The following is a 24930-nucleotide window of genomic DNA, read 5'->3' as shown; positions in this document are numbered from 1 at the left end:
TAGGGGGAATACGCGTGGATGAGCAACAAGCCCAAACGGTGATGCACGAACTGGTGGTCGCCGGTCAGGTAACCGACCCGGACAGCGCGCGCGGCAAACTGCTGCAAACCGCTGCCCACCTGTTCCGCAGCAAAGGCTACGACCGCACCACGGTGCGCGACCTGGCAGGCGCGGTGGGCATTCAATCGGGCAGCATCTTTCATCACTTCAAGAGCAAGGACGAGATTCTTCGTTCGGTGATGGAGGAAACCATCCGCTACAACACCGCCCTGATGACCGCCGCCCTGGCCGACGCCAGCGACGTGCGCGAACGGGTGTTGGCGCTGATCCGCTGTGAACTGCAATCGATCATGGGCGGCACCGGCGAGGCCATGGCGGTGTTGGTGTATGAATGGCGGTCGCTGTCGCCGGAAGGGCAGGCGTACATCCTGGATTTGCGTGACACGTATGAACAGATTTGGCTGGCGGTGCTGCAAGAGGCCAAGGACGCCGGGTATTTCACTGGGGATCCATTTGTGCAACGACGGTTTTTGACCGGGGCGTTGTCGTGGAGTACGACGTGGTTCCGGGCGGATGGGCCGATGAGTTTGGATGAGTTGGCGAAGGAGGCGTTGAGTTTGGTGATTAAGGGGTAAGGCGGTTTTTATCGTCATACCAAATGACTCTGGTTTTGCGCCTTACGCGCATCTCAACCTACCTCCGTCATCCTCGCGAACGCGGCGGTCCGACGATTCGGGATCCAGAATTTGGAGTCGAGCACCGGGCAGCGGCATTCGTTATTCGTTATTCGTTATTCATTACCGTATTCGCCGAACGTTTGGTTTCGCGCCTTACGCGCGAGTCACTTTTGTCATTGCCGGTATGCCGGACCACCCAAAAGTAACCAAAAACGCTAGCCCCTACCTTGGCCTTGCGCTGCGCTCCAGGTCCCCTCATTCCGTCGCCACTCCGGGGGCCGTCACAACGGGCCATCCATGGCCCGATGTTCCTTTCGCGGCTCCCGGCCGCTCAACCCCCTGCGCACCGACTCCATTCGGCCTGCGATGAACGGGGCGGGTAGATCACAAGCCAAGTCACAAGCAAGATCAACGGCTTAGATCACAAACAAAATCAAAGGCTTGGATCACAAGCTTTAGATCAAAATCTCGCGGCTGAAGCCGCTCCTACAGATGGCAAATTTTCTGTGGGAGCGGCTTTAGCCGCGATGCTTTTCCGCCTTCACACCTCTTGTCGGTCGCCATTGACCAGCCCCTGTGGATTTAGGTTTACTGTATACCCATACAGTAATTTCCGATTGAGCTTTACCATGTTTCCTACCTCTCCTTCTCTTGCTGACTCCGCTGTGGCAGGCAATGTCGTCTCTCTTGATGCGTTGCTGGAGCGTCGTCGTGTGTGGAAGGGCCGTGCCATGCCGCAGCAGGCGGGGCATGTGGCGACGGGGCATGCGGAGCTGGATGCGTTGTTGCCGACTGGCGGCTGGCCTGAAGGGGCGTTGAGCGAGATTTTGCTGGGCGCGCCCGGCGTCGGGGAGTTGCAGTTGCTGTGGCCGACGCTGGCGCGTTTGACGTCGGCCGGTGAGCGGGTGGTGTTGGTGGCGCCGCCGGGGGTGCCGTTTCCGCAGGCCTGGCTCGCGGCCGGGGTGGATTTGCGCTGGGTCAGCATCATTCAAGCCAATGGCCGCGATGCGTTGTGGGCGACGGAGCAGTGTTTGCGTTCGGGCAGTTGCGGGGCGGTGGTGGGCTGGCCGCAGCAGGCGGATGACCGCGCGCTGCGCCGGTTGCAGGTGGCGGCGGAAACCGGGCAAACCCTGGCGTTTGCTTATCGCTCGCTGAAAGAGGCGGTGAACCCGTCGCCGGCGGCGTTGCGTATTGCCATCGACACCCAGCCGGCGCAGTTGCGGGTGCTCAAGTGCCGGGGCGGGTTGGCGCCGGCCATGCCTGTGCCATTGGCGCGTTGAGGCGGTTATGCGTTGGGTGTGCATTGTGTTGCCGCAGTTGGCGTTGGATGCCGTGTTGCGGGCTTGCGACAACCCCGAGGCGCCGCTTGCGTTGATCAGCGGCACGCCCCAGCGCCGGGTGCTGCAAGCGGTGAACGACGCCGCCCGCGAGCTGGGCTTGAAGCCGGGGCAAAGCCTGACCACCGCGCTGGCCTTGAGCCGTGAGTTCATTCAGGTGGAATACGACCACAGTGCCATCGCCAAGTGGCATCAGTTCCTCGCCGCCTGGGCGTATTCCTTCAGCTCGCAGGTCAGCTTGCGTTATCCGCGTGCCGTGCTGCTGGAGATCGAGTCCAGCCTCGCGTTGTTTGGCCCGTGGCCACGTTTTGAGGCGCGCTTGCGCAGTGAGTTGACGGCCTTGGGCTTTCGTCATCGCCTGGTGGCCGCGCCCAATCCGGTGGCTGCGCGCATGCTCGCCAACGCCTATGACGGCCTGGCCGTGAGCGACAGCCAGGCGCTGCACGAAGTGCTCGGCGCCATGCCACTCAATCGCCTGGGGCTGGACAGCAAAACCGCCAGTTCCCTGGCGCGCATGGGCCTGCGTCGTCTGCACGATGTGCTGGCGCTGCCCCGGCATACCCTGGCCAAGCGCTTCGACGCTGCGCTGCTGTTGCACCTGGACACCTTGCTCGGCCAGCGCGCCGTGGCGCTCGATTGCTACCAGCCGCCAGAGCATTTCGAGATACGCATCGAGCTGAATTTCGATGTGGAATCGACCCAGGCGCTGCTCTTTCCCCTGCGCCGTTTAACCGCCGACCTGGCGGCTTTTCTGGCCGGGCGCGACAGCGGCGTGCTGGGTTTTGTGCTGCACCTGGAGCATGTCGATGGCAGCCGCAGCCAGGTCGACGTCGGCCTGCTCAGCGCCGAGCGCGAGCCGAACCTGCTCTTCGAACTGGCCCGTGGTCGCCTGGAACGGCTGGTGGTGCAGGCGCCCGTGCGGGCGATCAGTTTGCAAGCCAAGGATTTGCCCGCCTTTGTGCCCGAACACCGCGAGCTGTTTGATGAGCGCCCGCAACAATCGGTGCCCTGGGCGCAACTGCGCGAACGCCTGCGCGCGCGTTTGGGCGATGACGCCGTGCATGGCATTCAGGCACACGCCGACCACCGGCCTGAATGCGCCTGGCTGGCCGACGACAGCAGCAAAACGCAGGCAGTGACCGCCAACGCCGCGCGCCCCGGCTGGTTGCTGACCGAAGCACAGCCCTTGCGCGAGCGGGCACCGCAGGTGCTGGCGGGCCCCGAGCGCATTGAGTCTGGCTGGTGGGACGGTGGCGACATCCGCCGCGACTATTACCTGCTGCAAACCCGCAGTGGCCAGCGCGTGTGGGCCTACCGCAGCGTCAGCAGCCGCGAAGAAGCGGGGCCGTTTATGGTCCAGGGCTGGTTTTCATGAGCGCCTATGCCGAGCTGCATTGCCTGAGCAATTTCAGTTTCCAGCGCGGTGCGTCCAGCGCCAAGGAGCTGTTCGAGCGCGCCAAACGCCACGGTTACCAAGCGCTGGCGATCACCGATGAATGCACCCTGGCCGGCATTGTGCGGGCCTGGCAGGCTGCCAAGGAAACCGGGTTGCCGCTGATTATCGGCAGTGAATTCCGCCTGGAAGACGGCCCGAACGTGGTGCTGCTGGCAGAAAACCTCAGCGGCTATCAACACCTGTGCCGGCTGATCACCCAAGGCCGACGCCGCAGCGAAAAAGGCCAATACCGCGTGCTGCGCGAAGACTTCGACGGGCCTCTGAATGGCCTGTGCGCCTTGTGGCTGGCGGACCTCGCCGACGACGTCGACGAGCAGGGCGCCTGGCTGCGTGCGCGCTTTGCGCAAACGCTGTGGCTGGCCGTGGAGCTGCATTGCGGGCCAGACGATGATCGTCGGCTACAGAATTTGCTGAGCCTGGCCGAGCGCTTGAATATTCCCGCCGTCGCGACCGGCGATGTGCACATGCACGCCCGTGGCCGCCGCGCCCTGCAAGACACCATGACCGCCATCCGCCACCACTGCACGGTGGCCGAGGCCGGGCTGCGTTTGTTTGCCAACGGCGAACGGCACCTGCGGCCCTTATCTGCACTGGCGGCGTTGTACCCGCCAGCACTGCTGGCCGAAACCGTGAACATCGCCGCGCGCTGCACCTTCAGCCTCGACCAGCTGAAATACGAATACCCGCGCGAGCTGGTGCCAGAAGGCCACAGCGCCAGCTCCTGGCTGCGTCACCTGACCGAAAAAGGCATGCGCTGGCGCTGGCCCGAGGGCATTCCGCAAAAGGCCATCGACCTTGTGGAACGGGAGTTGGCGCTGATCGCCGAGCTCAAGTACGAAAGCTATTTCCTCACCGTTCACGACATCGTGCGCTTCGCCCGTGGTGAAGGCATTCTCTGCCAAGGCCGTGGCTCGGCGGCTAACTCAGCGGTGTGTTTTTCCCTGGGCATCACCGAAATCGACCCGGCGCGCATGAATATGCTGTTTGAGCGTTTCCTCTCCAAAGAACGCAACGAGCCGCCCGACATCGACGTCGACTTCGAACACGACCGCCGCGAAGAAGTGCTGCAATACATCTTCCAGCGCTACGGCCGGGGGAGGGCGGCGCTCACCGCCGTGGCCAGCACCTACCACGGCGCCGGCGCGGTGCGCGACGTCAGCCGCGCCCTCGGTTTGCCGCCCGACCAGATCAATGCCCTGGCTGACTGTTGCGGGCGCTGGAGCAAAGATGGCCCGCCGCTGGACGACCTGCGTGAAGCCGGCTTCGACCCGACATTGCCGGAACTGCGCCGGGTGTTGGCGCTGACCGGCGAGCTGATCGGCTTTCCTCGCCACCTGTCCCAACACCCCGGCGGTTTCGTGATTTCCGAGCAGCCGTTGAGCACCCTGGTGCCGGTGGAAAACGCCGCCATGGCCGAGCGCACCATCATTCAATGGGATAAAGACGACCTCGACCTGGTGGGCCTGCTCAAGGTCGACATTCTCGCCCTCGGCATGCTCAGCGCCATTCGCCGCACCTTCGACCTGATCAGCTACCACCGCGGCCGGCAATGGACCCTCGCAACCCTTCCCGCCGAAGACCCGGCCACCTACGAAATGATCAGCCGCGCTGACACCATCGGCGTGTTCCAGATTGAATCCCGCGCGCAAATGGCCATGCTCCCGCGCCTGCGCCCGAGAACGTTCTACGACCTGGTGATTCAGGTCGCCATCGTGCGGCCGGGGCCGATTCAGGGCGACATGGTGCATCCGTACCTGCGTCGGCGTAATAACGAAGAGGAGGTGACCTATCCCTCCGAGGCCTTGCGCGCCGTGTTCGAACGCACCCTGGGCGTGCCGTTGTTTCAGGAGCAGGTGATGGAGCTGGCCGTGGTGGCGGCCGGTTACTCCCACGGCGAGGCCGATCAGCTACGACGCTCCATGGCCGCTTGGAAACGCCACGGCGGCCTGGAACCGCACCGTGAACGGCTGACCAGCGGCATGCTCGAACGCGGCTACAGCGCCGAATTTGCCGCGCGTATTTTCGAGCAGATCAAAGGCTTCGGCAGCTACGGCTTCCCCGAATCCCACGCCGCCAGCTTCGCCTTGCTCACCTACGCCAGTTGCTGGCTCAAATGCCACGAACCGGCGGCGTTTATCTGCGCCCTCATCAACAGCTGGCCCATGGGCTTCTACAGCCCTGACCAACTGCTGCAAGACGCCCGCCGCCACGGCATCGAAATCCGCCCGGTGGATGTACAAATCAGCACCTGGGATTGCTCCCTGGAATTTGCCGACGATGACCCGCAGCGCAGCGGCGACCCGGCCATTCGCATGGGCATGCGCATGATCAAAGGCATGCGCCAAGACGACGCCGAGCGCGTGGTTGAAGTGCGGGCGCGCGGGCCGTTCGTAAACGTCAGCGAACTGATCCAACGCGCCCACCTCGACGCCCGCGCCCGCGAACAGCTCGCCGACGCCGGCGCCTTGCGCAGCCTCGCCGGCCACCGCCACAACGCCCGCTGGGCCGTGGCCGGCGTCGAAGCCCAGGCGCCGCTATTCGCCGACTTGCCCTTAATAGACGACAGCGTCGCCTTGCCCGCGCCGAGCGTGGTGGAAAACGTGTGGGTCGACTACGCCACCTTGGGCACCACCCTCGGCCCGCACCCCTTGCGCCTGTTACGCAGCGAACTGCGCAACCGCCGCTGCCGCAGCTCAGCGGAACTGGCCGTTACCGAAGACGGCAGCAACGTGCGAGTCGCCGGCCTGGTCCGCGGCCGCCAACGGCCACAGACCGCCAGCGGCGTGATATTCGTCACCCTTGAAGACGAATTCGGCATGGTCAACGTCGTGGTCTGGAACGACCTGGCCGAACGGCAACGGCGGGTGCTGGTCGGCTCCAGCCTTATGCAAATTGAAGGGAAGCTGGAAGCCAAAGATGGCGTGCAACACCTGATCGCCAAACGCCTGTACGACCTCACGCCGCTCTTGAGTGGGCTGGACGTGAGTAGTCGGGATTTTCACTAAGCCCACAAGCATCGCGGCTAAAGCCGTTCCCACAGGATTGATGCGATCTGTGGGAGCGGCTTTAGCCGCGATGCTTTGGATCTGCCGCTTCTGATCTGGCTTGTGATCTGGCTTGTGATCTACCCGCCCCATTCATCGCAGGCCGAGTGGAGTCGTCGCGTAGGGGGTTCAGCGGCCGGGAGCCGCGAAAGGCGTGTCGGGCCATGGATGGCCCGTCACGCCGGCCCCCGGAGTGGCGACGGAGAGAGGGAAGTCGGAGCGAAGCGTAGACCCAAGGTAGGGGCAAGCGTTTTTGCTTACTTTTTCATGGTCCGGCATACCGGCGACTGGAAAAAGTGAGTCGCGCGTAAGGCGCGAAACAAAACGTTCAGGGCACACGGTAATGAATACCTCCGTCCGTACCCAATGCATACGACTCAGAATTCTGGATCCCGAATTGTCGGACCACCGCGTGCGCGAGGATGACGGGGCTTTGGTTGAAACGCGCGTAAGGCGCGAAAAGAATGTTCAGCGCACTCGGTAATGAATACCGCCGCACTTCACATCGGTGTACGGCTGGAAACTCTGGATTCCCGCCTGCGCGGGAATGACGGAGGTTTGTGCCACCACCTCGTTCGACTGGAAATTCTGGATCCCGAATCGTCGGACCGTCGCCTGCGCGGGGATGACGGTCGGAGGCCGTGGAACGCGCGGTATCGAGCAGATACCGCGCATAAACGACGAGTTACCCCGGAAATACCGCTGCGGTACAAACGGCGTCTTCGCCACCTTCATCGGCACCCGCTTCCCGCGCACCAACGCCCACACCGTGTTCTCCAGCGCGTTGTGCCCCGCATCCACATACCCCATTGCCAACGGCGCACCCAGGCTCGGCCCAAAACCACCGCTGCACACTTTGCCTATCACCACCCCATCGGCATCCACAATCTCGCAGCCCTCACGCACCGGCGTGCGCTCTTGCGGGAGTAGGCCGACGCGCTTGCTCGCAACGCCATCCTGCTGCTGCGCAAACACCCGCGCCGCGCCAGGGAAACCACCGGCCCGGGCGCCATCGGCGCGGCGGACTTTGGAGATGGCCCACAGCAGCCCGGCTTCAATCGGCGTGGTGTCGGTGTTCATGTCGTGGCCGTACAGGCACAGGCCGGCTTCCAGGCGCAGCGAGTCGCGGGCGCCGAGGCCGATGGCTTGTACTTCCGGCTCGGCCAGCAGGGCGCGGGCGAGGGTGTCGGCCTGGTCGGCGGGAATGGAAATCTCGTAGCCGTCTTCGCCGGTATAGCCCGAGCGGCTGACGAAACAGTCCACGCCCAGCAGCGTCACCGGGCGGAAGTTCATAAAGGTCATGCCCGCCACTTCCGGCGCCAGGCGCGCCAGCACCGTGACGGCGGCCGGGCCTTGCAGGGCGAGCAGGGCGCGGTCGAAGTGGGCGATCACCTCGCATTGGCCGCTCAGGTGCTGTTGCAGGTGGGCCAGGTCCTGGTCTTTGCAGGCGGCGTTGACCACCAGAAACAGCGTGTCGTCACCGAGGTTGGCGACCATCAGGTCGTCGAGAATGCCGCCGTTTTCGTTGGTGAACATGGCGTAGCGCTGCATGCCCACGGGCAGGTCGATGATGTCTACCGGCACCAGGGTTTCCAGGGCGCGGGCGGCGTTGGCGCCGCGCAGCACGATCTGGCCCATGTGCGACACATCGAACAACCCGGCCTGGTCGCGGGTGTGCTGGTGTTCCTTGAGCACGCCGAGCGGGTATTGCACCGGCATGTCGTAGCCGGCGAACGGCACCATGCGCGCACCGAGTTCCAGGTGCAGGGCGTGGAGAGGGGTTTTGGCCAGGTTTTCGGTGGACATGGGTTTGCTCCTTGAAATGTGTTCTGGCGGGGGAAAGGCCCCTCACCCTAACCCTCTCCCCGCCGGCGGGAGAGGGGACTGATCTATGGGGTATTCGATTTATCTGCCCGCTCGCCAATCTGCTCCCCTCGCCCGTGCCGGGAGAGGGGCTGGGGGTGAGGGCAGCAGGCGACGCGGTGTTCAACATTCAATAATGTTCACCGCCAACCCGCCCCGCGCTGTTTCCTTGTATTTGTTGTTCATGTCGGCGCCGGTCTGGCGCATGGTGCGGATCACCTTGTCGAGCGAGACGAAGTGCTGCCCGTCGCCACGCAGGGCCATGCGCACGGCGTTGATGGCTTTCACCGAGCCCATGGCGTTGCGTTCGATGCACGGCACCTGCACCAATCCGCCGATGGGGTCGCAGGTGAGGCCGAGGTTGTGTTCCATGCCGATTTCCGCAGCGTTTTCCACTTGCGCCACGCTGCCACCCATCACTTCGCACAAGGCGCCGGCGGCCATGGAACAGGCCACGCCCACTTCACCCTGGCAGCCCACTTCGGCACCGGAGATGGAGGCGTTTTCTTTGTACAAGATGCCGATGGCAGCGGCGGTGAGCAGAAAGCGCACCACGCCGTCGTCGTTGGCGCCGGGAATAAAGCGCACGTAGTAATGCAGCACCGCCGGCACGATGCCGGCCGCGCCGTTGGTGGGGGCGGTGACCACCCGGCCGCCGCTGGCGTTTTCTTCGTTGACGGCCAGGGCGTACAGGTTCACCCAGTCGAGTACCGACAGGGCATCGCGCAGCGAGGCTTCCGGGCTGTTGCGCAATTGCCGGTACAGCGCGGCTGCCCGCCGTTTCACTTTGAGCCCGCCGGGCATGATGCCTTCGTTTTGGCAGCCGGCTTCGACGCAGTTCTGCATCACTTGCCAGATATGCAGCAGCCTGGCGCGGGTTTCGGCTTCCGGGCGCCAGGCGCTTTCGTTGGCGAGCATCACCTGGCTGATCGACAGGTTATGGGCGGTGCAATGGCCCAGCAGTTGCGCGCCGGTGGTGAACGGGTGGGGCAGCACGGTGCTGTCTTCGACAATGCGATCGGCGCCGGCGGCGTCTTCGTCCACCACAAAACCGCCGCCGACGGAGTAGTACTCGCGGCTGCGCAGTTGCAGGCCGGCTTCGTCGAAGGCGCGGAAGATCATGCCGTTGGGGTGCTGCGGCAAGGGTTTGCGGATCATCGCCAGGTGCTGTTTTTCCACAAAGGCGATGGATTTTTCGCCCAGCAGATTGAGCTGGCCGCTTTTACGAATGGTTGCCAGACGGGCGTCGACGGTGGCGGTGTCGACGGTGTCGGGCTGTTCGCCTTCCAGGCCGAGCAACACGGCTTTGTCGCTGCCGTGGCCTTTGCCCGTGGCGCCAAGCGAGCCGTACAGCTCGACTTTCACGCTGTGGGTGGCGCCGAGCAGGTCGTCGCGGCGCAGCCCTTCGGCAAACCGCGCGGCGGCGCGCATGGGCCCGACCGTGTGGGAGCTGGAGGGGCCGATACCGATCTTGAACAGGTCAAACACGCTGAGTGCCATACAGACCTCGGGTTATGCGGCGGGGCGTATCGCGGCTGAACCGGAATGCCGGTCCGGCTTTCCGGTTCAGCCGCGATTGCTTTATTACTCAGCGTATTCGCTGATCGACGGGCAGGAGCAGACCAGGTTGCGGTCGCCGTAGACGTTGTCGATGCGTGCCACGGGCGGCCAGTATTTGGCTTCGATCAGGCTGGCCACCGGGTAGGCGGCTTGCTCGCGGCTGTAAACGTGCGGCCATTCGCCGAGCAGTTCCTGGGCGGTGTGCGGGGCGTTTTTCAGCGGGTTGTCCTGGGCGTCTGCTTCGCCGCGTTCGATGGCGCGAATTTCGTTGCGGATGCTGATCATGGCGTCGCAGAAGCGGTCCAGCTCTTCCTTGGATTCGCTTTCGGTCGGCTCGATCATCAGGGTATTGGCCACCGGGAACGACATCGTCGGCGCGTGGAAGCCGTAGTCGATCAGGCGCTTGGCCACGTCATCCACGCTGATGCCGCTGGTTTCTTTAAGCGGGCGCAGGTCGAGGATGCATTCGTGGGCCACCAGACCATTGCTGCCGGCGTACAGCACCGGGAAGTGCTCTTCGAGGCGGTTGGCAATGTAGTTGGCGCTGAGAATGGCTAGCTGCGAGGCGCGTTTCAGGCCTTCGCCGCCCATCATTTTCATGTACATCCACGAGATTGGCAGGATGCTCGCGCTGCCAAACGGCGCGGCGCTGACGGCGCCTTCTTTGCGTTGCATGTGGCCGTGGCCTGGCAGGAATGGCGCCAGGTGCGATTTCACGCCAATTGGGCCAACGCCCGGGCCGCCGCCACCGTGGGGAATGCAGAAGGTTTTGTGCAGGTTCAGGTGCGACACGTCGCCGCCGAACTTGCCCGGCGCGCAGAGGCCGACCATGGCATTCATGTTGGCGCCGTCGATGTACACCTGGCCGCCGTTGTCGTGAATGATCGCGCAAATTTCGCGAATTTCTTCCTCGAACACGCCGTGGGTGGACGGGTAGGTGATCATCAATGCGGCGAGGCGGTCTTTGTGTTCCAGGGCCTTGGCGCGCAGGTCTTCCACGTCCACGTTGCCACGGGCGTCACAGGCGGTGACCACCACGCGCATCCCGGCCATGTTGGCGGTGGCTGGGTTGGTGCCGTGGGCCGAGGAGGGGATCAAGCAGATGTCGCGTTCGCCCTGGCCACGGCTGGCGTGGTAGGCGCGAATGGCCAGCAGGCCGGCGTATTCACCTTGCGAACCGGCGTTGGGTTGCAGCGACACGGCGTCGTAACCGGTGGCGGCGCAGAGCATGGCTTCCAGTTCGTCGGTGAGTTGCTGGTAGCCCTGGCTTTGCTCGGCCGGCACGAATGGGTGCAGGGCGCCGAACGCGCTCCAGGTGACGGGCTGCATTTCGCTGGCGGCGTTGAGTTTCATGGTGCACGAGCCCAGCGGGATCATGGTGCGATCCAGCGCCAGGTCTTTGTCCGCCAGGCGGCGCAGGTAGCGCATCAGCTCGGTTTCCGAGTGATAGCGGTTGAACGACGGGTGCTGCAGGAAGCTGGACGAGCGCAGCAAGGCGTCGGGCAGTTGCAAACCGGCGTTGGCGGCGAGGGCGGCGAAATCCGGCAGCGCCTGGCCGTCAGTGGCGAACAGGGTCCACAGGGCTTCGATGTCGGCCTGGGTGGTGGTTTCGTCGAGCGACAGGCCCAACTGCGCGGCGTCGATCTGGCGCAGGTTGATCTGCGCGGCCCACGCCTTGGTGTGCAGCTCGGCGGTGCGGACGCCGGTGTTCAGCGTCACGGTGTCGAAAAAGTGCTGCTGCGCGACCGGCAGGCCCAGCTGGGCCAGGCCTTTGGCCGCGATCACAGTGAGCGCGTGCACGCGCTTGGCGATGTCGGTCAGACCTTGCGGGCCGTGATACACGGCGTACATGCCGGCGATGTTGGCGAGCAGAACCTGCGCGGTGCAGATGTTGCTGGTGGCCTTCTCGCGGCGGATATGTTGCTCGCGGGTCTGCATGGCCAGACGGAAAGCCGGCTTGCCGTGACGGTCGATAGACACGCCGACCAAACGGCCCGGCATGTCGCGCTTGAATGCGTCGCGGGTGGCGAAGTAAGCGGCGTGCGGGCCACCAAAACCCAGCGGTACACCGAAGCGCTGCGCGCTGCCCAGCGCCACGTCGGCATCGAATTCGCCGGGCGGAGTCAGTAAGGTCAGGGCCAGCAGGTCGGCAGAGACCGCCACCAGCGCGCCAACGGCGTGGAAGCGTTCAACCAGGGCGCGGTAGTCGAAAATGTCGCCGTTGCTGGCCGGGTATTGCAGCAGGCAACCAAAGTAGGCAGAGAAGTCTTCAATGGCGGTTTCGTCGCCCACCACCACCTCAATGCCCAGCGGCTCGGCGCGAGTGCGCAGCACGTCGAGGGTTTGCGGGTGGCAGTGTTGCGAAGCGAAGAAGGCCTGGCTGGCTTTGTTTTTCGCCAGACGCTTGCAGAAGGTCATGGCTTCGGCTGCGGCGGTGGCTTCGTCGAGCAACGAGGCGTTGGCGATTTGCAGGCCGGTGAGGTCGCAGATCATGGTCTGGAAATTCAGCAGCGCTTCCAGGCGCCCTTGGGAAATTTCTGGCTGGTACGGGGTGTACGCCGTGTACCAGGCCGGATTTTCCAGCAGGTTACGCAGGATCGGCGCCGGGGTCAGGGTGCCGTAGTAGCCCTGGCCGATGTAGGTTTTGAACTGCTGGTTCTTGTCGGCGATGGCTTTGATTTCTGCCAGGGCAGCGGTTTCGCTCAGACCTTCGGGCAGGTTCAGTACGCTGGTGCCCTTGATGCTGTCGGGGATCACGCTGGCGCTCATGGCTTCCAGCGAGTCGTAGCCCAGGCGTTGCAGCATGGCGGCGATATCACGCTCACGCGGGCCAATGTGACGGGCGATGAATTCGTTACGGGTGTCGAGAGAAATGGTCATTATCGTCGTCTCAGGCGTCGTCGTTGGCTTTCAGCAGGCGGTCGTAGGCGGCTTGGTCGAGCAGAGTGGCCAGCACGCTGTTATCGGCCAGCTTCATGCGGAAGAACCAGCCGGCGCCAAGGGCATCTTCGTTCACGGTTTCCGGCGCGTTTTCCAGGGCGGCGTTCACTTCAATCACTTCGCCGTCCACCGGCATGGCGATGGTGCTGGCGGCTTTCACCGACTCCAGCACCGCCACTTCGCTGCCCGTGGCATGGGCGCCGAGCTCCGGCAATTGCACAAACACCACATCACCGAGGGCTTCTTGAGCGTAGGGCGTAATGCCGACGGTAACCAGGCCGTCACTGTCCAGACGCAGCCACTCGTGTTCGCTGGTGAATCGCAATTCGCTCATGTCGCTTCCTATGGTCAAGGGCGTGCCCGCTTTTATAAAGGCTAGCGGGGCATCGCTTGGAGTAATGGCTATAGCTGTTAGCAAGGGCGGTGCCAGGTTGGGTGGCCGCAAGCAGGGCGCGGCTTTGCGGACTGTGGGGGATTTCAGGGTCAGCGGGTGTGGAATGAAAACGATACGGCGACGTGGCAGTCGCACGCTAGATTGCTTTCGACCCTTGAAACACCTAGCTGTCGCGGACTATGTAATGAATTCGTTCCGGCGTATTGATAGCGTTACGGATCGGGCGCAGGGGGAACCCGAGCGGGCAGGGGCAGTCAGTAAAAGTCCTGCCCTTGGAAAATAGGATGTTTGCCATGCAACAGCTCTCTCGCTCTTTGCTCGCCGCCGCTTTGACCGTGTGCGCCCTGGGCACCGCTCAGGCTGCCGATTCGGTCACTGTCGATCTCAGCCAGGCCACGGAAAAAGGCGCCGGCGCGGCGGTGGGCAAGGTGGTGGTCACCGAATCGAAGTACGGCCTGGTCTTCACCCCGACGCTGGAAGGCCTGCAACCGGGCGTTCACGGTTTTCACCTGCACATGAACCCGAGCTGTGACGCGGCTGAAGTGGACGGCAAACTGACCCCGGCCGGCGCGGCGGGTGGGCATTGGGATCCGAAGAAAACCGGTAAGCATGGGTATCCATGGGAAGACGGCAACCATCTGGGCGACTTGCCGGCGTTGTTCGTGACGGCTGATGGCAAGGCCACCCAACCTGTGCTGGCGCCGCGCTTGAAGAAGCTTTCGGAATTGGAAGGGCATGCGTTAATGGTGCATGCCGGTGGTGATAACCACGCGGATCATCCGGCGCCGTTGGGCGGTGGCGGGGCTCGGTTTGCGTGTGGGGTGATTAAGTAAGTGGATTGGCGGTCTAGCTCTTTCTAATCCGAGATATTGGATCCCGAATCGTCGGACCGCCGCCTAAGCGGGGATGACGGTGGACTTACACACATCACCGTCATCCCCGCGAACGCGGGAATCCAGAGTTTCGGATGAGACGGTTATTTGGAAACCCCACGGTTTTTCAGAGCGATATTGGTGGGTGGCAACCGATCTCCATTCAATCCGAGATACTGGATCCCCGCCTGCGCGGGGATGACGGTGTAAGGGAAGGGCGGTGTACGTAACCCCAACCACTGTCATTCCCGCGCACGCGGGAATCCAGAGTTTTGGATGAGACCCCGATTACGAAACCCCACCTTTCCTCTCGGGCATGACGGCGATTGGCCTTGTAGCGGCGTCCAGTCCGAGATACTGGATCCCGAATCGTCGGACCGCCGCCTTCGCGAGGATGACGGTGTACTGCTTGGAACCACCGTCATTCCCGCGCAGCCGACTCTGCGACGATCCGGAATCCTAAGCTCGGTCTAACCGCCTATTTCGAAATCCCATACTTCCTAAGCCGCTTGGCAATCGCCGTATGCGATGTCATTAACCGCGCTGCCAACTGCCGGCTCGATGGGTAGCTGCTGTACAACTTCTCCAATAATCCCCGCTCAAACCCGTCCACCGCTTCCTCCAAGCTGCGCACCTCGCCATCGCCCCGGCGTGGAGACGGCCGTGCTGGCGATATCCAGATCACCCACGTCCACCAACGGGCTGTCGCACACGGCGGCGGCGCGGAAGATGACGTTTTGCAGTTGCCGCACATTGCCCGGCCACGGGTTGCTCAGCAGCGCCGGGTAAGTGCCAGGCGTAAGGCGGCAGATGGGGCGCTGAATCTGCGCGCAGGCTTGCTGCATAAAGTGGCGGGCGAGCACCAGAATGTCGTGGCCGCGCTCGCGCAACGGCGGTACTTCCAAGGTCAGCACGTTGAGGCGGTAGAACAGGGTCTTCACGAAAGCTGCCCTGGCTGACCATGTGTTCCAAGTCGCGGTGGGTGGCGCTGAGGATGCGTACATCCACCTTCATTTCGCGGTCGCCGCCCACGCGGCGGAAGCTGCCGTCGCTGAGAAAGCGCAGCAGCTTGGCTTGCAGGTAGGGCGACATTTCCCCGATTTCGTCGAGAAATACCGTGCCTTGGTGCGCCAACTCCAACAGACCGGGCTTGCCGCCGCGTTGGGCGCCAGTAAAAGCGCCGGGGCATAGCCGAACAGTTCGCTCTCGGCGAGATTTTCCGGCAGTGCTGCGCAGTTCAACGCCAGAAACGGCGCGTTACGGCGTGGACTCAGAGCGTGGCAAGCGCGGGCGACCAATTCTTTGCCGGTGCCGGTTTCGCCACGAATCAGTAGCGGCGCATCAAGGGTGGCGATGCGCTGGGCGCGGGCTTTGAGGTTGCGCACTGGCTGCGAGTCGCCAAGCAGCGAGTCGAAACCTTCGGCGTGATCGTGGTGCAGCGCCGACAGCCGCTCGCCGATGCGGTTGGGCAGGTAAAGCGTGAGGAGGCCGCCGGCCAGGTGCGGTTGCTCGCTGGCCAGGTTGTCGGTGATGGGCATGGCGTCCAGCAGTAGCGCCTGACCTTTTAGCGACACTTCGCGCATGGGTAGGCGAAAGCCGTGGTCGATCAACGCCTGTTGCAGGCCTTCGTCGTCGAACAAGGCGGTCAGCGGTTCGCCCGCCGCTTCGTGGCCGCAGAGTGCGGTGAGGGCAGGATTGGCCAGCAGTACGTGGCCGGAGTCGTCCACGGCCAGCACCGGGTCGGTCATGGCCGCGAGAAGGGCGTCGAGCTGCAGGCGGCGGCGCTGGCCGGGCAGGATGTCGACCACGTTCATGCTCTGCACACCGTTTATGTTGCAGCAACGCGTCGCGCAATTCTTCGAGCACTTGCGGGCTCAGGGTCGGGGCGTCGATGTAGACGTTGGGCGGAATCATCTCCACGGCATCCAGGTTGAGATTGCGCCCGCCAAGTAGGGCGAGTACTTCCTGGGTGATACCAACGCGGTCAATAAAGGTGACGTGAATGCGCATGCGGGTGGCGGCGTCTGCGTGAAAAATGACCGGGCAAGTATGCCCGTTTACCGCCCGGCTTGGCCAAGCCGGCAATGCTGATCGCCGGCCATGCCGCAGCGCGGGTGGCTTGCGCTACAATGCGCGCCGATTTCGACCACCGCACACATCACCGACCTCCGAGACCCGTCGCCCATGTCCGCCTGCCAGACTCCTATCATCGTCGCCCTGGATTTCCCCACCCGCGAAGCTGCATTGCAGCTGGCCGATCAGCTCGATCCTGCGCTGTGCCGGGTCAAGGTCGGCAAGGAGTTGTTCACCAGCTGCGCGTCGGACATCGTCACCACCCTGCGTGACAAAGGCTTCGAGGTGTTCCTCGACCTGAAATTTCAGCGACATCCCCAACACCACCGCCATGGCAGTAAAAGCCGCGGCGGAAATGGGCGTGTGGATGGTGAACGTGCACTGCTCGGGCGGCCTGCGCATGATGGCGGCCTGCCGCGAAACGCTGGACAAGTTCAACGGCCCGACGCCGCTGCTGATTGGCGTTACCGTATTGACCAGCATGGAACGTGAAGACCTGGCCGGTATCGGTCTGGATATCGAGCCGCAGGAGCAGGTCTTGCGCCTGGCCGGGTTGGCGTCGAGGGCGGGCATGGATGGGCTGGTGTGTTCGGCCCAGGAAGCGCAAGCGTTGAAAGCGGCGCACCCGAACCTGCAACTCGTAACCCCCGGCATTCGTCCGGCGGGCAGCGCGCAAGATGACCAGCGCCGCATTCTCACGCCGCGTCAGGCGCTGGATGCCGGTTCGGATTATTTGGTTATTGGTCGGCCGATTAGCCAGGCCGCCAGCCCTTCGCAAGCGCTGGCGGCAGTTGTGGCTGAGTTGGCGTAACGCCCAGAAGGGCTCGTTTTTGAGCCCTTTGGGGCTTTCAACTTTATTGCGCCGGCATGGCTATGATGCCCTGATCCGCTTGCATGCCGGGCTTCGCGTTTGATGTGCTTTCCCCGGATTGGATATATGACTCGTCGGACTGAACATTCAGGCCGGCGAACTTCATTTCGCGGGTTGGAAGGTTAGTACCCAGATACGTCCATTCGGCGTTACTGGTTTTATTGGTTGGGAAATAGCTATATCCGCCCAGATGCCTTAAGACGGAAATACTCGACGTCGTGGGTGTGCGGGTTGTTATAGACGAAGAATTCACCGCCCAAAGCTTCCGAGAGATTGTTGGGGTTCCACTGCCTGATAGGCCGGGTGGCTTGCTCCATATCGGGAAGGTCCGTTCCCAAGTATTCCCACGTCTCGTTGTCCCGCTGATTGATGGGGAAAGCCCCGTAACTACCGTTTGCGGCGACATTTACCAGGCGCAAGTACTCAAGGCGCCTGCTGTAGGGGTTGTCGTAGACGAATATCTGGCCGAACTCGCCTACGTGGTCACCCCACTCGCTGGTTCCTAGAACCTTCTGGCTCAATATCCGAGCGTCGTCATGTAGGCCTTTGTCTACCAGCGTTTTGACTACCCATGGCCAATAGTGGCTAAGACGCACATGACCCCAACCACGGAACGATGTGCCCACCAACGCGCGTTTGCCGTTGGCTTCACGCAGGAATATGCCCGCCCCGGAATCTCGAATTGGCGGGTCAATGTTTCGGGACCAATCAGGCAGACCAGCGGTAAGGATGATCGCGTCGTCGACATCGAAGTACGCGAAACCAGGTCCGGCCACGTCAAAGAGATACGAGAAGGTATTGGCGAACTCAAAGTCCGACATCATGTATGCGGCCATGGAGCGGTAGATGAGTGGAGGCCCATCGGGAACCACATCGCCCGCGCTGAGGTTGCTCTGTATGTGCTCCAATCGACGTAAGCATCAATTAGGCGCATCTGCCGGTTGGCTCTCTGGCCGGGAAATACGCCTAATGAGTCCGTGGTGTAGAACTCCAGGCGGGCTCCCTCGGTAAGCGAGTCATTGCCATTAATCAGCTTTTTGCGTTGCTCGGCGTAACTGGCGACCGGGGCGGTCTCGATGGACGAGGAGCCGCCAAATTTTTCGTCCGTGATGAATACGCTAACGTTGCCCCACACGTTTTGAATGGTGGGAAAGGGAATCGTCGTGCCGGAATAGTTGAGTCCGGTCTTGCGATGGAAGTAACCGGTGGAATAAAGGCATTCGGCAGACGAGATCACGACACGCGGCGTAACCAGAGTTCCAGAACACTGGTATTGGTTGCCAACGGCCCAATCGGGAACCTCATTACCCCGTCAGTAATTTTCCGTTGTGCGAGGCGTGGGCGGCGGACCCTAGCGTCAGGCCGGCGCAACAAGCCAGGCTGAGGGCGGTAAGGCGGGGAGTGGTGAGCCTGGTCATGGCATATGTCCCTGATGTGGAGATGAGGTGGCACCGGGCCCGCATAAGGTGTTGCGGGACCCGAAGCGCCAGAGTCGCTCACCACATAAAGGCAATAAGCAGGCTGTCTCTGAGGCGTGAAGGAACGTCTTCTTCGTGCGTAAGGTTTTTTTTCGCCGAGGGGTATGAGAAAGGGATGGGCATTTAGCGCAAAGGTGCGCGAGGCTATGGCTGAGCTGGCGTTATCGAGAAACTAACCCCGTGGGAGCGAGCTGCTCGCGAAGCGGTGCCAAGGCCAGCGGCAACGTCGGCGTAGGCACCGCTTCGCGAGCAAGCTCGCCCCTACAGAACGTCGTCAGGCCCCGGGAAACTCAAAGGCCGCCAACGCAAACCCCTGATCGTCCACCTGCAACGCCCAGCCCTGTTTATCCCAATCGCCCAACACGATTCGTCGTGCCGCTTCGCCGTCTACTTGCAAACGGTGAACGGCGGGGCGGTGGGTGTGGCCGTGGATCAGGGTGCGCACGCCGTATTGCGCCATCAGGCGCGGCACTTCTTCAGCCGTGACGTCGACGATATCCGCCGCTTTCATCCGCGTTTGTGCGCTGCTTTCCTTACGCAGTTTGCGCGCCAGCCGTTCGCGGGTGCGACGGGGCAGGTTGCGCAAAATGAACAGGGTCAGCGGGTGGCGCAAGTAGCGGCGCAGGCGCATATAGGCTTCATCGCGGGTGCACAGGCTGTCGCCGTGCATGAGCAAAACCGGTTCGCCGCTCAGTTCGATTTTCGTCGGGTCGGTCAGCAAGGTGCAGCCAGCGGCGCGGCAAAAACCTTGGCCGAGCATAAAGTCGCGGTTGCCGTGCATCAGGTAGATGGCGGTGCCGCTGTCGCTCAGTTCGCGCATGGCCTGGGCAATAGAGGCTTGAAACGGGGTCATGGCGTCGTCGCCGATCCACGCTTCAAAGAAATCGCCAAGGATATAAAGGGCGCCGGCCGTGCGGGCGCGGCCAGCGAGAAAATGCACAAACGCCCGGGTAATGTCCGGGCGTTGTTCTTCAAGGTGCAGATCCGAGATCAGAAGAGTGATCAAACGCCTTACTCAGCAACGATCTCGGCGCGCTCGATGATCACGTCATCAACCGGTACGTCCTGGTGGCCCGACTTCATGGTGGTGGCCACGCCTTTGATTTTGTTGACCACGTCCATGCCTTCAACCACTTCACCAAATACGGTGTAGCCCCAGCCTTGAACGGTCGGTGCGCTGTGGTCGAGGAAGTTGTTGTCGGACACGTTGATGAAGAACTGCGCGGAGGCCGAATGCGGCTCCATGGTACGGGCCATGGCCACGGTGCCCACTTTGTTGGAGAGGCCGTTGTTGGCTTCGTTCTTGATGGTGGCGCGGGTGGCTTTTTGCTTCATGCCTGGCTCGAAACCGCCGCCTTGAATCATGAAATTGCTGATAACGCGGTGGAAAACGGTGTTGTCGTAGTGACCGGCTTTCACGTATTCCTCGAAATTGGCAACGGTCTCTGGCGCTTTGTCAGCGAACAGGTTCAGGGTGATAACGCCGTGGTTGGTGTGCAGCTTGATCATGGGGAAAATCCACTCTGTCGAGAAATTCGAAGGCCTGTCAGGGGGTTGACAGCTTCGGCTATGATAAGCGCTTTGTTTTGGTCGGCCTACCCTGGCTGCGCACCTGTACGTTCAAGGATCCTATGAGCAAGCCTACTCACGACTCCGCCACCGTTCCTGCTGCTGATGGCAAAGCTGCCCCCGTTGTTCCTGCCAACTTCCTGCGCCAAATCGTTCAGGCTGATCTCGATTCCGGCAAACACACCCAGATCGTCACCCGTTTTCCGCCGGAGCCCAACGGCTACCTGCACATTGGCCATGCCAAATCGATCTGCGTGAACTTCGGCCTGGCCGAGGAGTTTGGTGGCGTGTGCAACCTGCGCTTCGACGACACCAACCCGGCCAAGGAAGACCAGGAATACATCGACGCCATCAAGAGCGACGTGCAGTGGCTGGGTTTCCAGTGGAACGGCGACGTGCGTTACGCCTCGCAGTATTTCGACCAACTGCACGACTGGGCCGTCGAGCTGATCAAGGCCGGCAACGCTTATGTGGATGACCTGAGCCCCGAACAAGCCAAGGAATACCGCGGCACGCTGACCGAGCCTGGCAAGAACAGCCCGTTCCGTGACCGCTCGGTTGAGGAAAACCTCGACCTGTTCGCGCGCATGAAAGCCGGTGAATTCGAAGATGGCGCCCGGGTGCTGCGCGCCAAAATCGACATGGCCTCGCCGAACATGAACCTGCGCGACCCGATCCTGTATCGCATCCGTCACGCCCATCACCACCAGACTGGCGATACCTGGTGCATCTACCCGAACTACGACTTCACCCACGGTCAGTCGGACGCCATCGAAGGCATCACCCATTCCATTTGCACCCTGGAATTCGAAGGCCATCGTCCGCTGTACGAGTGGTTCCTGGAGCACTTGTCGGTGCCGGCCACGCCGCGTCAGTACGAGTTCTCGCGCCTGAACCTGAGCTACACCGTGACCAGCAAGCGCAAGCTCAAGCAACTGGTTGACGAGAAGCACGTTAATGGCTGGGACGACCCACGCATGTCGACGCTGTCGGGTTTCCGCCGTCGCGGTTACACGGCTGCGTCTATCCGCAAATTCTGCGAAATGATCGGCACCAACCGTTCCGACGGCGTGGTCGATTTCGCCATGCTGGAATTCGCCATTCGTGACGACCTCGACCACAACGCGCCGCGCGCCATGTGCGTACTGCGTCCGTTGAAGGTGGTAATCACCAATTACCCGCAAGGTCAGGTCGAAAACCTCGAGCTGCCCTGCCACCCGAAGAACGACATGGGCGTGCGCGCCTTGCCGTTCGAGCGCGAAATCTACATCGACCGCGACGACTTTATGGAAGAGCCGCCCAAAGGCTACAAGCGCCTGGAGCCGGGCGGTGAAGTGCGCCTGCGCGGCAGCTACGTGATTCGTGCCGACGAAGCGATCAAAGACGCCGACGGCAACATCGTCGAGCTGCGTTGCTCGTACGATCCGGACACCCTCGGCAAGAACCCGGAAGGCCGCAAGGTGAAAGGCGTGATCCACTGGGTGCCGGCTGCAGCCAGCATCGAGTGCGAAGTGCGTCTGTACGACCGCTTGTTCCGCTCGCCGAATCCGGAGAAAGCGGAAGAGGGCGCAAGCTTCCTCGACAACATCAACCCCGATTCGCTGCAAGTGCTGACCGGCTGCCGCGCCGAGCCGTCGCTGGCCCAGGCCAAGCCGGAAGACCGCTTCCAGTTCGAGCGTGAAGGTTACTTCTGCGCCGATATCAAGACTCGCAACCTGGCCGGCCGGTGTTCAACCGCACCGTGACCCTGCGCGATTCGTGGGCGTGAGGACATAACGTGCTTTCGATTTACAACACGCTGACCAAAACCAAAGCGCCGTTCAAACCCCTGGATGGCAACAAGGTGCGCATGTACGTGTGCGGCATGACCGTGTACGACTACTGCCACCTCGGCCACGGCCGCAGCATGGTGGCGTTCGACCTGATCACCCGCTGGTTGCGTTTCAGCGGCTATGACCTGACGTACGTGCGCAACATCACCGACATCGACGACAAAATCATCAACCGCGCCCGCGAAAACGGCGAGAGCTTCGACGCCCTGACCGCGCGCATGATCGATGCGATGCACGAAGACGAAGCGCGCCTGAACATCAAAAAGCCGGACATGGAACCGCGCGCCACCGACCATATCGACGGCATGCACGCGATGATCCAGACCCTGATCGACAAGGGTTACGCCTACGCCCCCGGCAATGGCGACGTGTACTACCGCGTCAACAAGTTCCTCGGCTACGGCAAGCTCTCGCGCAAGAAGGTTGAAGACCTGCGCATCGGCGCCCGTATCGACGTGGACGAAGCCAAGGAAGACCCGCTGGATTTCGTGCTGTGGAAAGGCGTGAAGCCCGGCGAGCCGAGCTGGGAGTCGCCGTGGGGCGCGGGCCGTCCGGGCTGGCATATTGAATGCTCGGTGATGTCCACCTGCTGCCTGGGTGACACCTTCGACATTCATGGCGGCGGCAACGACCTGGAATTCCCGCACCACGAAAACGAGATTGCCCAGAGCGAGGCGGCCACCGGCCAGCCTTACGCCAACGCCTGGATGCACTGCGGCATGATCCGTATCAACGGCGAGAAGATGTCCAAGTCGTTGAACAACTTCTTCACCATTCGCGACGTGCTGGAAAAGTATCAGCCTGAAGTGGTGCGCTACCTGTTGGTATCGAGCCACTACCGCAGTTCGATCAACTATTCCGAAGACAACCTCAAAGAAGCCAAGGGCGCGCTCGAGCGCTTCTACCACGCGCTCAAAGGGTTGCCCTCGGTGCCGGCTGCCGGTGGTGAGGCATTCGTTGAACGCTTCAGTGCCGCCATGAACGACGACTTCGGCACGCCGGAAGCGTGCGCCGTGTTGTTTGAAATGGTCCGCGAGATCAACCGCCTGCGCGACAGCGACGCTCAGGCCGCTGCCGGTTTGGCCGCACGCTTGAAAGAGCTCGCCAGCGTGCTGGGCGTGTTGCAGATGGAGCCGGACGACTTCTTGCGTGCCGGCGCCGAAGGCAAAGTGGACGCCGCGCAAGTAGACGCCTTGATCGCCGCGCGCCTGCAAGCTCGAGCCGACAAGAACTGGGGCGAATCCGACCGCATCCGCGACCAGCTCACCGCCATGGGCGTGGTGCTGGAGGATGGCAAGGGCGGGACCACCTGGCGCTTGGCGGATTGATCCTTAGCGCATCACAAAAAAACCCGCCGATTGGCGGGTTTTTTTGTGGGTGGATTCTTTCGCGATCCTGTAGGAGCGACTTCAGTCGCGATCCCTGGAAAAGTTACCCCGGCGACAAATCGCATAAACGGCCATCGCGACTGAAGTCGCTCCCACAGTTTAAAAGCCACGCGAAGTGCTGGCCGGGCGTTAGCGCCTCACCACAACCCGACCGTGTAACTCACAATCAGCCGGTTCTCATCCAGGTCATTGCCAAAGTTCGACCGCGCTGTGGCGTTGCGCCATTTCACGCCGAGGTTTTTCAACGGGCCGTCCTGGAACACGTAGGCGATGTCCATGTTGCGTTCCCATTCCTTGCCATCGTTGTCGCCGCCTGCACGCTCCACATCGTCGCCGTTCAGGTAGCGGGTCATAAACGTCAGGCCGGGAAGACCGATGGCGGCGAAGTTGTAGTCGTAGCGCAGCTGCCAGGATTTTTCGTCTTTGTTGGCGAAGTCGCCGATCTGCACGTAGTTGACCAGGAACGGATCGGTGACGTTGACGTAGGCAAACCCGGTGTCGCCACTCATGCGTTGGTAACCGGCGCCAAAGGCGTGGCCACCGAGGCTGTAGGTGAACATGGCGCCCAGGGCGTTGTTATCGACATTACTGCTGCCGTCGTCGCGGGAGCGGGCGTAGCGGATGTCGGATTTCAGCGACTGTTTGTCCGCCAGCGGCAGCACGTGGGTGAGGTTGACGATGTGCTGTTTATAGAACTCGTCCAGGTTGCCGTAGCTGTAGGCGGTGGTGAGCTGGTCGTTCCATTTGTAGCTGCCAGAGGCGAAGTTGAATTCATCGCTGGTCAGCCCGGCCGTGGCGACGATGTTGCGCCGGCCGCCGCCGTTGATGACCATTTCTTCGTAGTCGGACGAGTCGCGGTAGTTCACCCGCTTCAGTTGGCCGGCATCCAGGGTCAGGTTGTCAATGTCCAGCGAGTTGAGCTGGCCGCCCTGGAAAATCTGCGGCAACAGGCGCGAGTCGTTGGCTTGCAGCACTGGCACCTTGGGCATCAAGGCGCCAACCTTGAGGCGTGGTTTTCGAGGCTTTCAGTTTTGCCGTCACGCCAAGGTCGCCGTAGGTGTCTTGCGCCTCGCCGGTGTCGCGGTCTACTTGCAACAGGCCGGTGCCGGTGCGGCCACGGCCGGAATCCAGTTTCACCCCCAGCGTGCCCAACGCGTCGACACCAACGCCAACAGTGCCGTCGGTATAGCCCGATTCATAGCGCAGCAAAAAGCCTTGCGCCCATTCTTCAGACTTACTGCGAAATTCGCCGGGTTTGCCCGTCACGCCCGGCGGGTTGGGGCTGCCATCCTGGCGATAGTCGCGGTTCATATAGAAGTTGCGCAGCTCCAGGCTGGCTTTGCTGTCTTTGATGAAGTCTGCATAGGCAAGCGTGGGAAGGGTTAGCGAAGTGCCAACGGTAGCCAGGGCTACAGCGTGGGCGAGGTGAGCTTTGCTCATTATTGTTTTCTCCTCGTGTGCGGATCGGTCGGTGGTGGTGGACCGTTTTGTGACCGCGTGTGAATCTAAGCACGGGGAAATCAATAGCGCCTTTTAGACCTTAGTCGGCCGGGCGCTCGGGCCAAGTCGAGGCGCC

At 62.3% G+C, this 24930-nt stretch carries 13 protein-coding genes and 5 pseudogenes; 8 read left to right on the top strand and 10 right to left on the bottom strand.

The features are described from left to right. Positions 1 to 14: 14 nt before the first annotated feature. From ACZZZP_RS13085 to ACZZZP_RS13070, 4 genes are all read left to right on the top strand, one after another. Positions 15 to 635 carry a TetR/AcrR family transcriptional regulator gene (locus ACZZZP_RS13085; protein ID WP_463382997.1) on the top strand — a complete coding sequence of 207 codons (621 nt, stop codon included), beginning with the start codon at positions 15 to 17 and terminating at the stop codon, positions 633 to 635. Positions 636 to 1306: 671 nt separating this feature from the next. Further along, the gene (gene imuA / locus ACZZZP_RS13080) at positions 1307 to 1957 is read left to right on the top strand and encodes a translesion DNA synthesis-associated protein ImuA (RefSeq protein WP_463382996.1); all 651 of its coding nucleotides are present in this window, start codon (positions 1307 to 1309) and stop codon (positions 1955 to 1957) included. 7 nt (positions 1958 to 1964) lie between these two features. Continuing rightward, positions 1965 to 3389 carry a Y-family DNA polymerase gene (locus ACZZZP_RS13075; protein WP_463382995.1) on the top strand — a complete coding sequence of 475 codons (1425 nt, stop codon included), beginning with the start codon at positions 1965 to 1967 and terminating at the stop codon, positions 3387 to 3389. Further along, the gene (locus ACZZZP_RS13070) at positions 3386 to 6475 is read left to right on the top strand and encodes an error-prone DNA polymerase (protein ID WP_463536568.1); all 3090 of its coding nucleotides are present in this window, start codon (positions 3386 to 3388) and stop codon (positions 6473 to 6475) included. The genes ACZZZP_RS13075 and ACZZZP_RS13070 overlap by 4 nt, the downstream gene beginning before the upstream one ends. Before the next feature lie 726 nt (positions 6476 to 7201). Here the strand turns inward: ACZZZP_RS13070 and gcvT are convergent. The 4 genes and pseudogenes from gcvT to gcvH form a co-directional block, all read right to left on the bottom strand. Then, positions 7202 to 8320 (bottom strand): annotated as a pseudogene (gene gcvT, locus ACZZZP_RS13065) (glycine cleavage system aminomethyltransferase GcvT); the annotation flags it as partial. A 180-nt stretch (positions 8321 to 8500) separates the two neighbouring features. After that, complete coding sequence (locus ACZZZP_RS13060) at positions 8501 to 9877, bottom strand: L-serine ammonia-lyase (protein ID WP_463382993.1); 1377 nt, start codon at positions 9875 to 9877, stop codon at positions 8501 to 8503. Positions 9878 to 9961: 84 nt separating this feature from the next. Then, positions 9962 to 12817 carry an aminomethyl-transferring glycine dehydrogenase gene (gene gcvP / locus ACZZZP_RS13055; protein WP_463382992.1) on the bottom strand — a complete coding sequence of 952 codons (2856 nt, stop codon included), beginning with the start codon at positions 12815 to 12817 and terminating at the stop codon, positions 9962 to 9964. 10 nt (positions 12818 to 12827) lie between these two features. Beyond that, positions 12828 to 13211 (bottom strand): glycine cleavage system protein GcvH, encoded by a 384-nt coding sequence (gcvH, locus tag ACZZZP_RS13050; RefSeq protein ID WP_122495353.1) that lies wholly within the window; start codon positions 13209 to 13211, stop codon positions 12828 to 12830. 353 nt (positions 13212 to 13564) lie between these two features. Here gcvH and sodC point away from each other — a divergent pair, with 353 nt between their 5' ends. After that, positions 13565 to 14104 carry a superoxide dismutase [Cu-Zn] SodC gene (sodC, locus tag ACZZZP_RS13045; protein ID WP_463382991.1) on the top strand — a complete coding sequence of 180 codons (540 nt, stop codon included), beginning with the start codon at positions 13565 to 13567 and terminating at the stop codon, positions 14102 to 14104. Positions 14105 to 14621: 517 nt separating this feature from the next. On the opposite strand, the pseudogene ACZZZP_RS13040 reads toward sodC, so the two are convergent. Then, positions 14622 to 16153: pseudogene (locus ACZZZP_RS13040) on the bottom strand (sigma-54-dependent transcriptional regulator). Between the two features lie 174 nt (positions 16154 to 16327). On the opposite strand from ACZZZP_RS13040, the pseudogene pyrF reads away from it, so the two are divergent. Further along, positions 16328 to 17027 (top strand): annotated as a pseudogene (gene pyrF, locus ACZZZP_RS13035) (orotidine-5'-phosphate decarboxylase). A 236-nt stretch (positions 17028 to 17263) separates the two neighbouring features. Here pyrF and ACZZZP_RS13030 read toward each other — a convergent pair. The 4 genes from ACZZZP_RS13030 to ACZZZP_RS13015 form a co-directional block, all read right to left on the bottom strand. After that, positions 17264 to 17911 carry a hypothetical protein gene (locus ACZZZP_RS13030; RefSeq protein ID WP_463536567.1) on the bottom strand — a complete coding sequence of 216 codons (648 nt, stop codon included), beginning with the start codon at positions 17909 to 17911 and terminating at the stop codon, positions 17264 to 17266. After that, on the bottom strand, positions 17908 to 18324 hold the full coding sequence (locus tag ACZZZP_RS13025) for a hypothetical protein (RefSeq protein WP_463536566.1): 417 nt from the start codon (positions 18322 to 18324) through the stop codon (positions 17908 to 17910). The genes ACZZZP_RS13030 and ACZZZP_RS13025 overlap by 4 nt, the downstream gene beginning before the upstream one ends. Positions 18325 to 18839: 515 nt before the next feature. Beyond that, complete coding sequence (gene lpxH, locus ACZZZP_RS13020) at positions 18840 to 19568, bottom strand: UDP-2,3-diacylglucosamine diphosphatase (RefSeq protein ID WP_463384710.1); 729 nt, start codon at positions 19566 to 19568, stop codon at positions 18840 to 18842. 8 nt (positions 19569 to 19576) lie between these two features. Beyond that, entirely contained in the window at positions 19577 to 20074 is a 498-nt protein-coding gene (locus tag ACZZZP_RS13015; RefSeq protein WP_122495364.1) for a peptidylprolyl isomerase, read from the bottom strand. 122 nt (positions 20075 to 20196) lie between these two features. Here ACZZZP_RS13015 and ACZZZP_RS13010 point away from each other — a divergent pair. Next, positions 20197 to 21902 (top strand): annotated as a pseudogene (locus tag ACZZZP_RS13010) (glutamine--tRNA ligase/YqeY domain fusion protein). Positions 21903 to 21911: 9 nt separating this feature from the next. Then, positions 21912 to 23294 carry a cysteine--tRNA ligase gene (gene cysS, locus ACZZZP_RS13005; RefSeq protein WP_122495367.1) on the top strand — a complete coding sequence of 461 codons (1383 nt, stop codon included), beginning with the start codon at positions 21912 to 21914 and terminating at the stop codon, positions 23292 to 23294. A gap of 197 nt (positions 23295 to 23491) precedes the next feature. Here the strand turns inward: cysS and ACZZZP_RS13000 are convergent. Further along, positions 23492 to 24794 (bottom strand): annotated as a pseudogene (locus ACZZZP_RS13000) (OprD family porin). Positions 24795 to 24930 lie beyond the last annotated feature (136 nt).

The organism is Pseudomonas sp. AC211 (assembly GCF_979258055.1).
The sequence above is the reverse complement of the archived record's forward strand: the minus strand, read 5'-3'. Positions and strand labels throughout refer to the sequence as shown.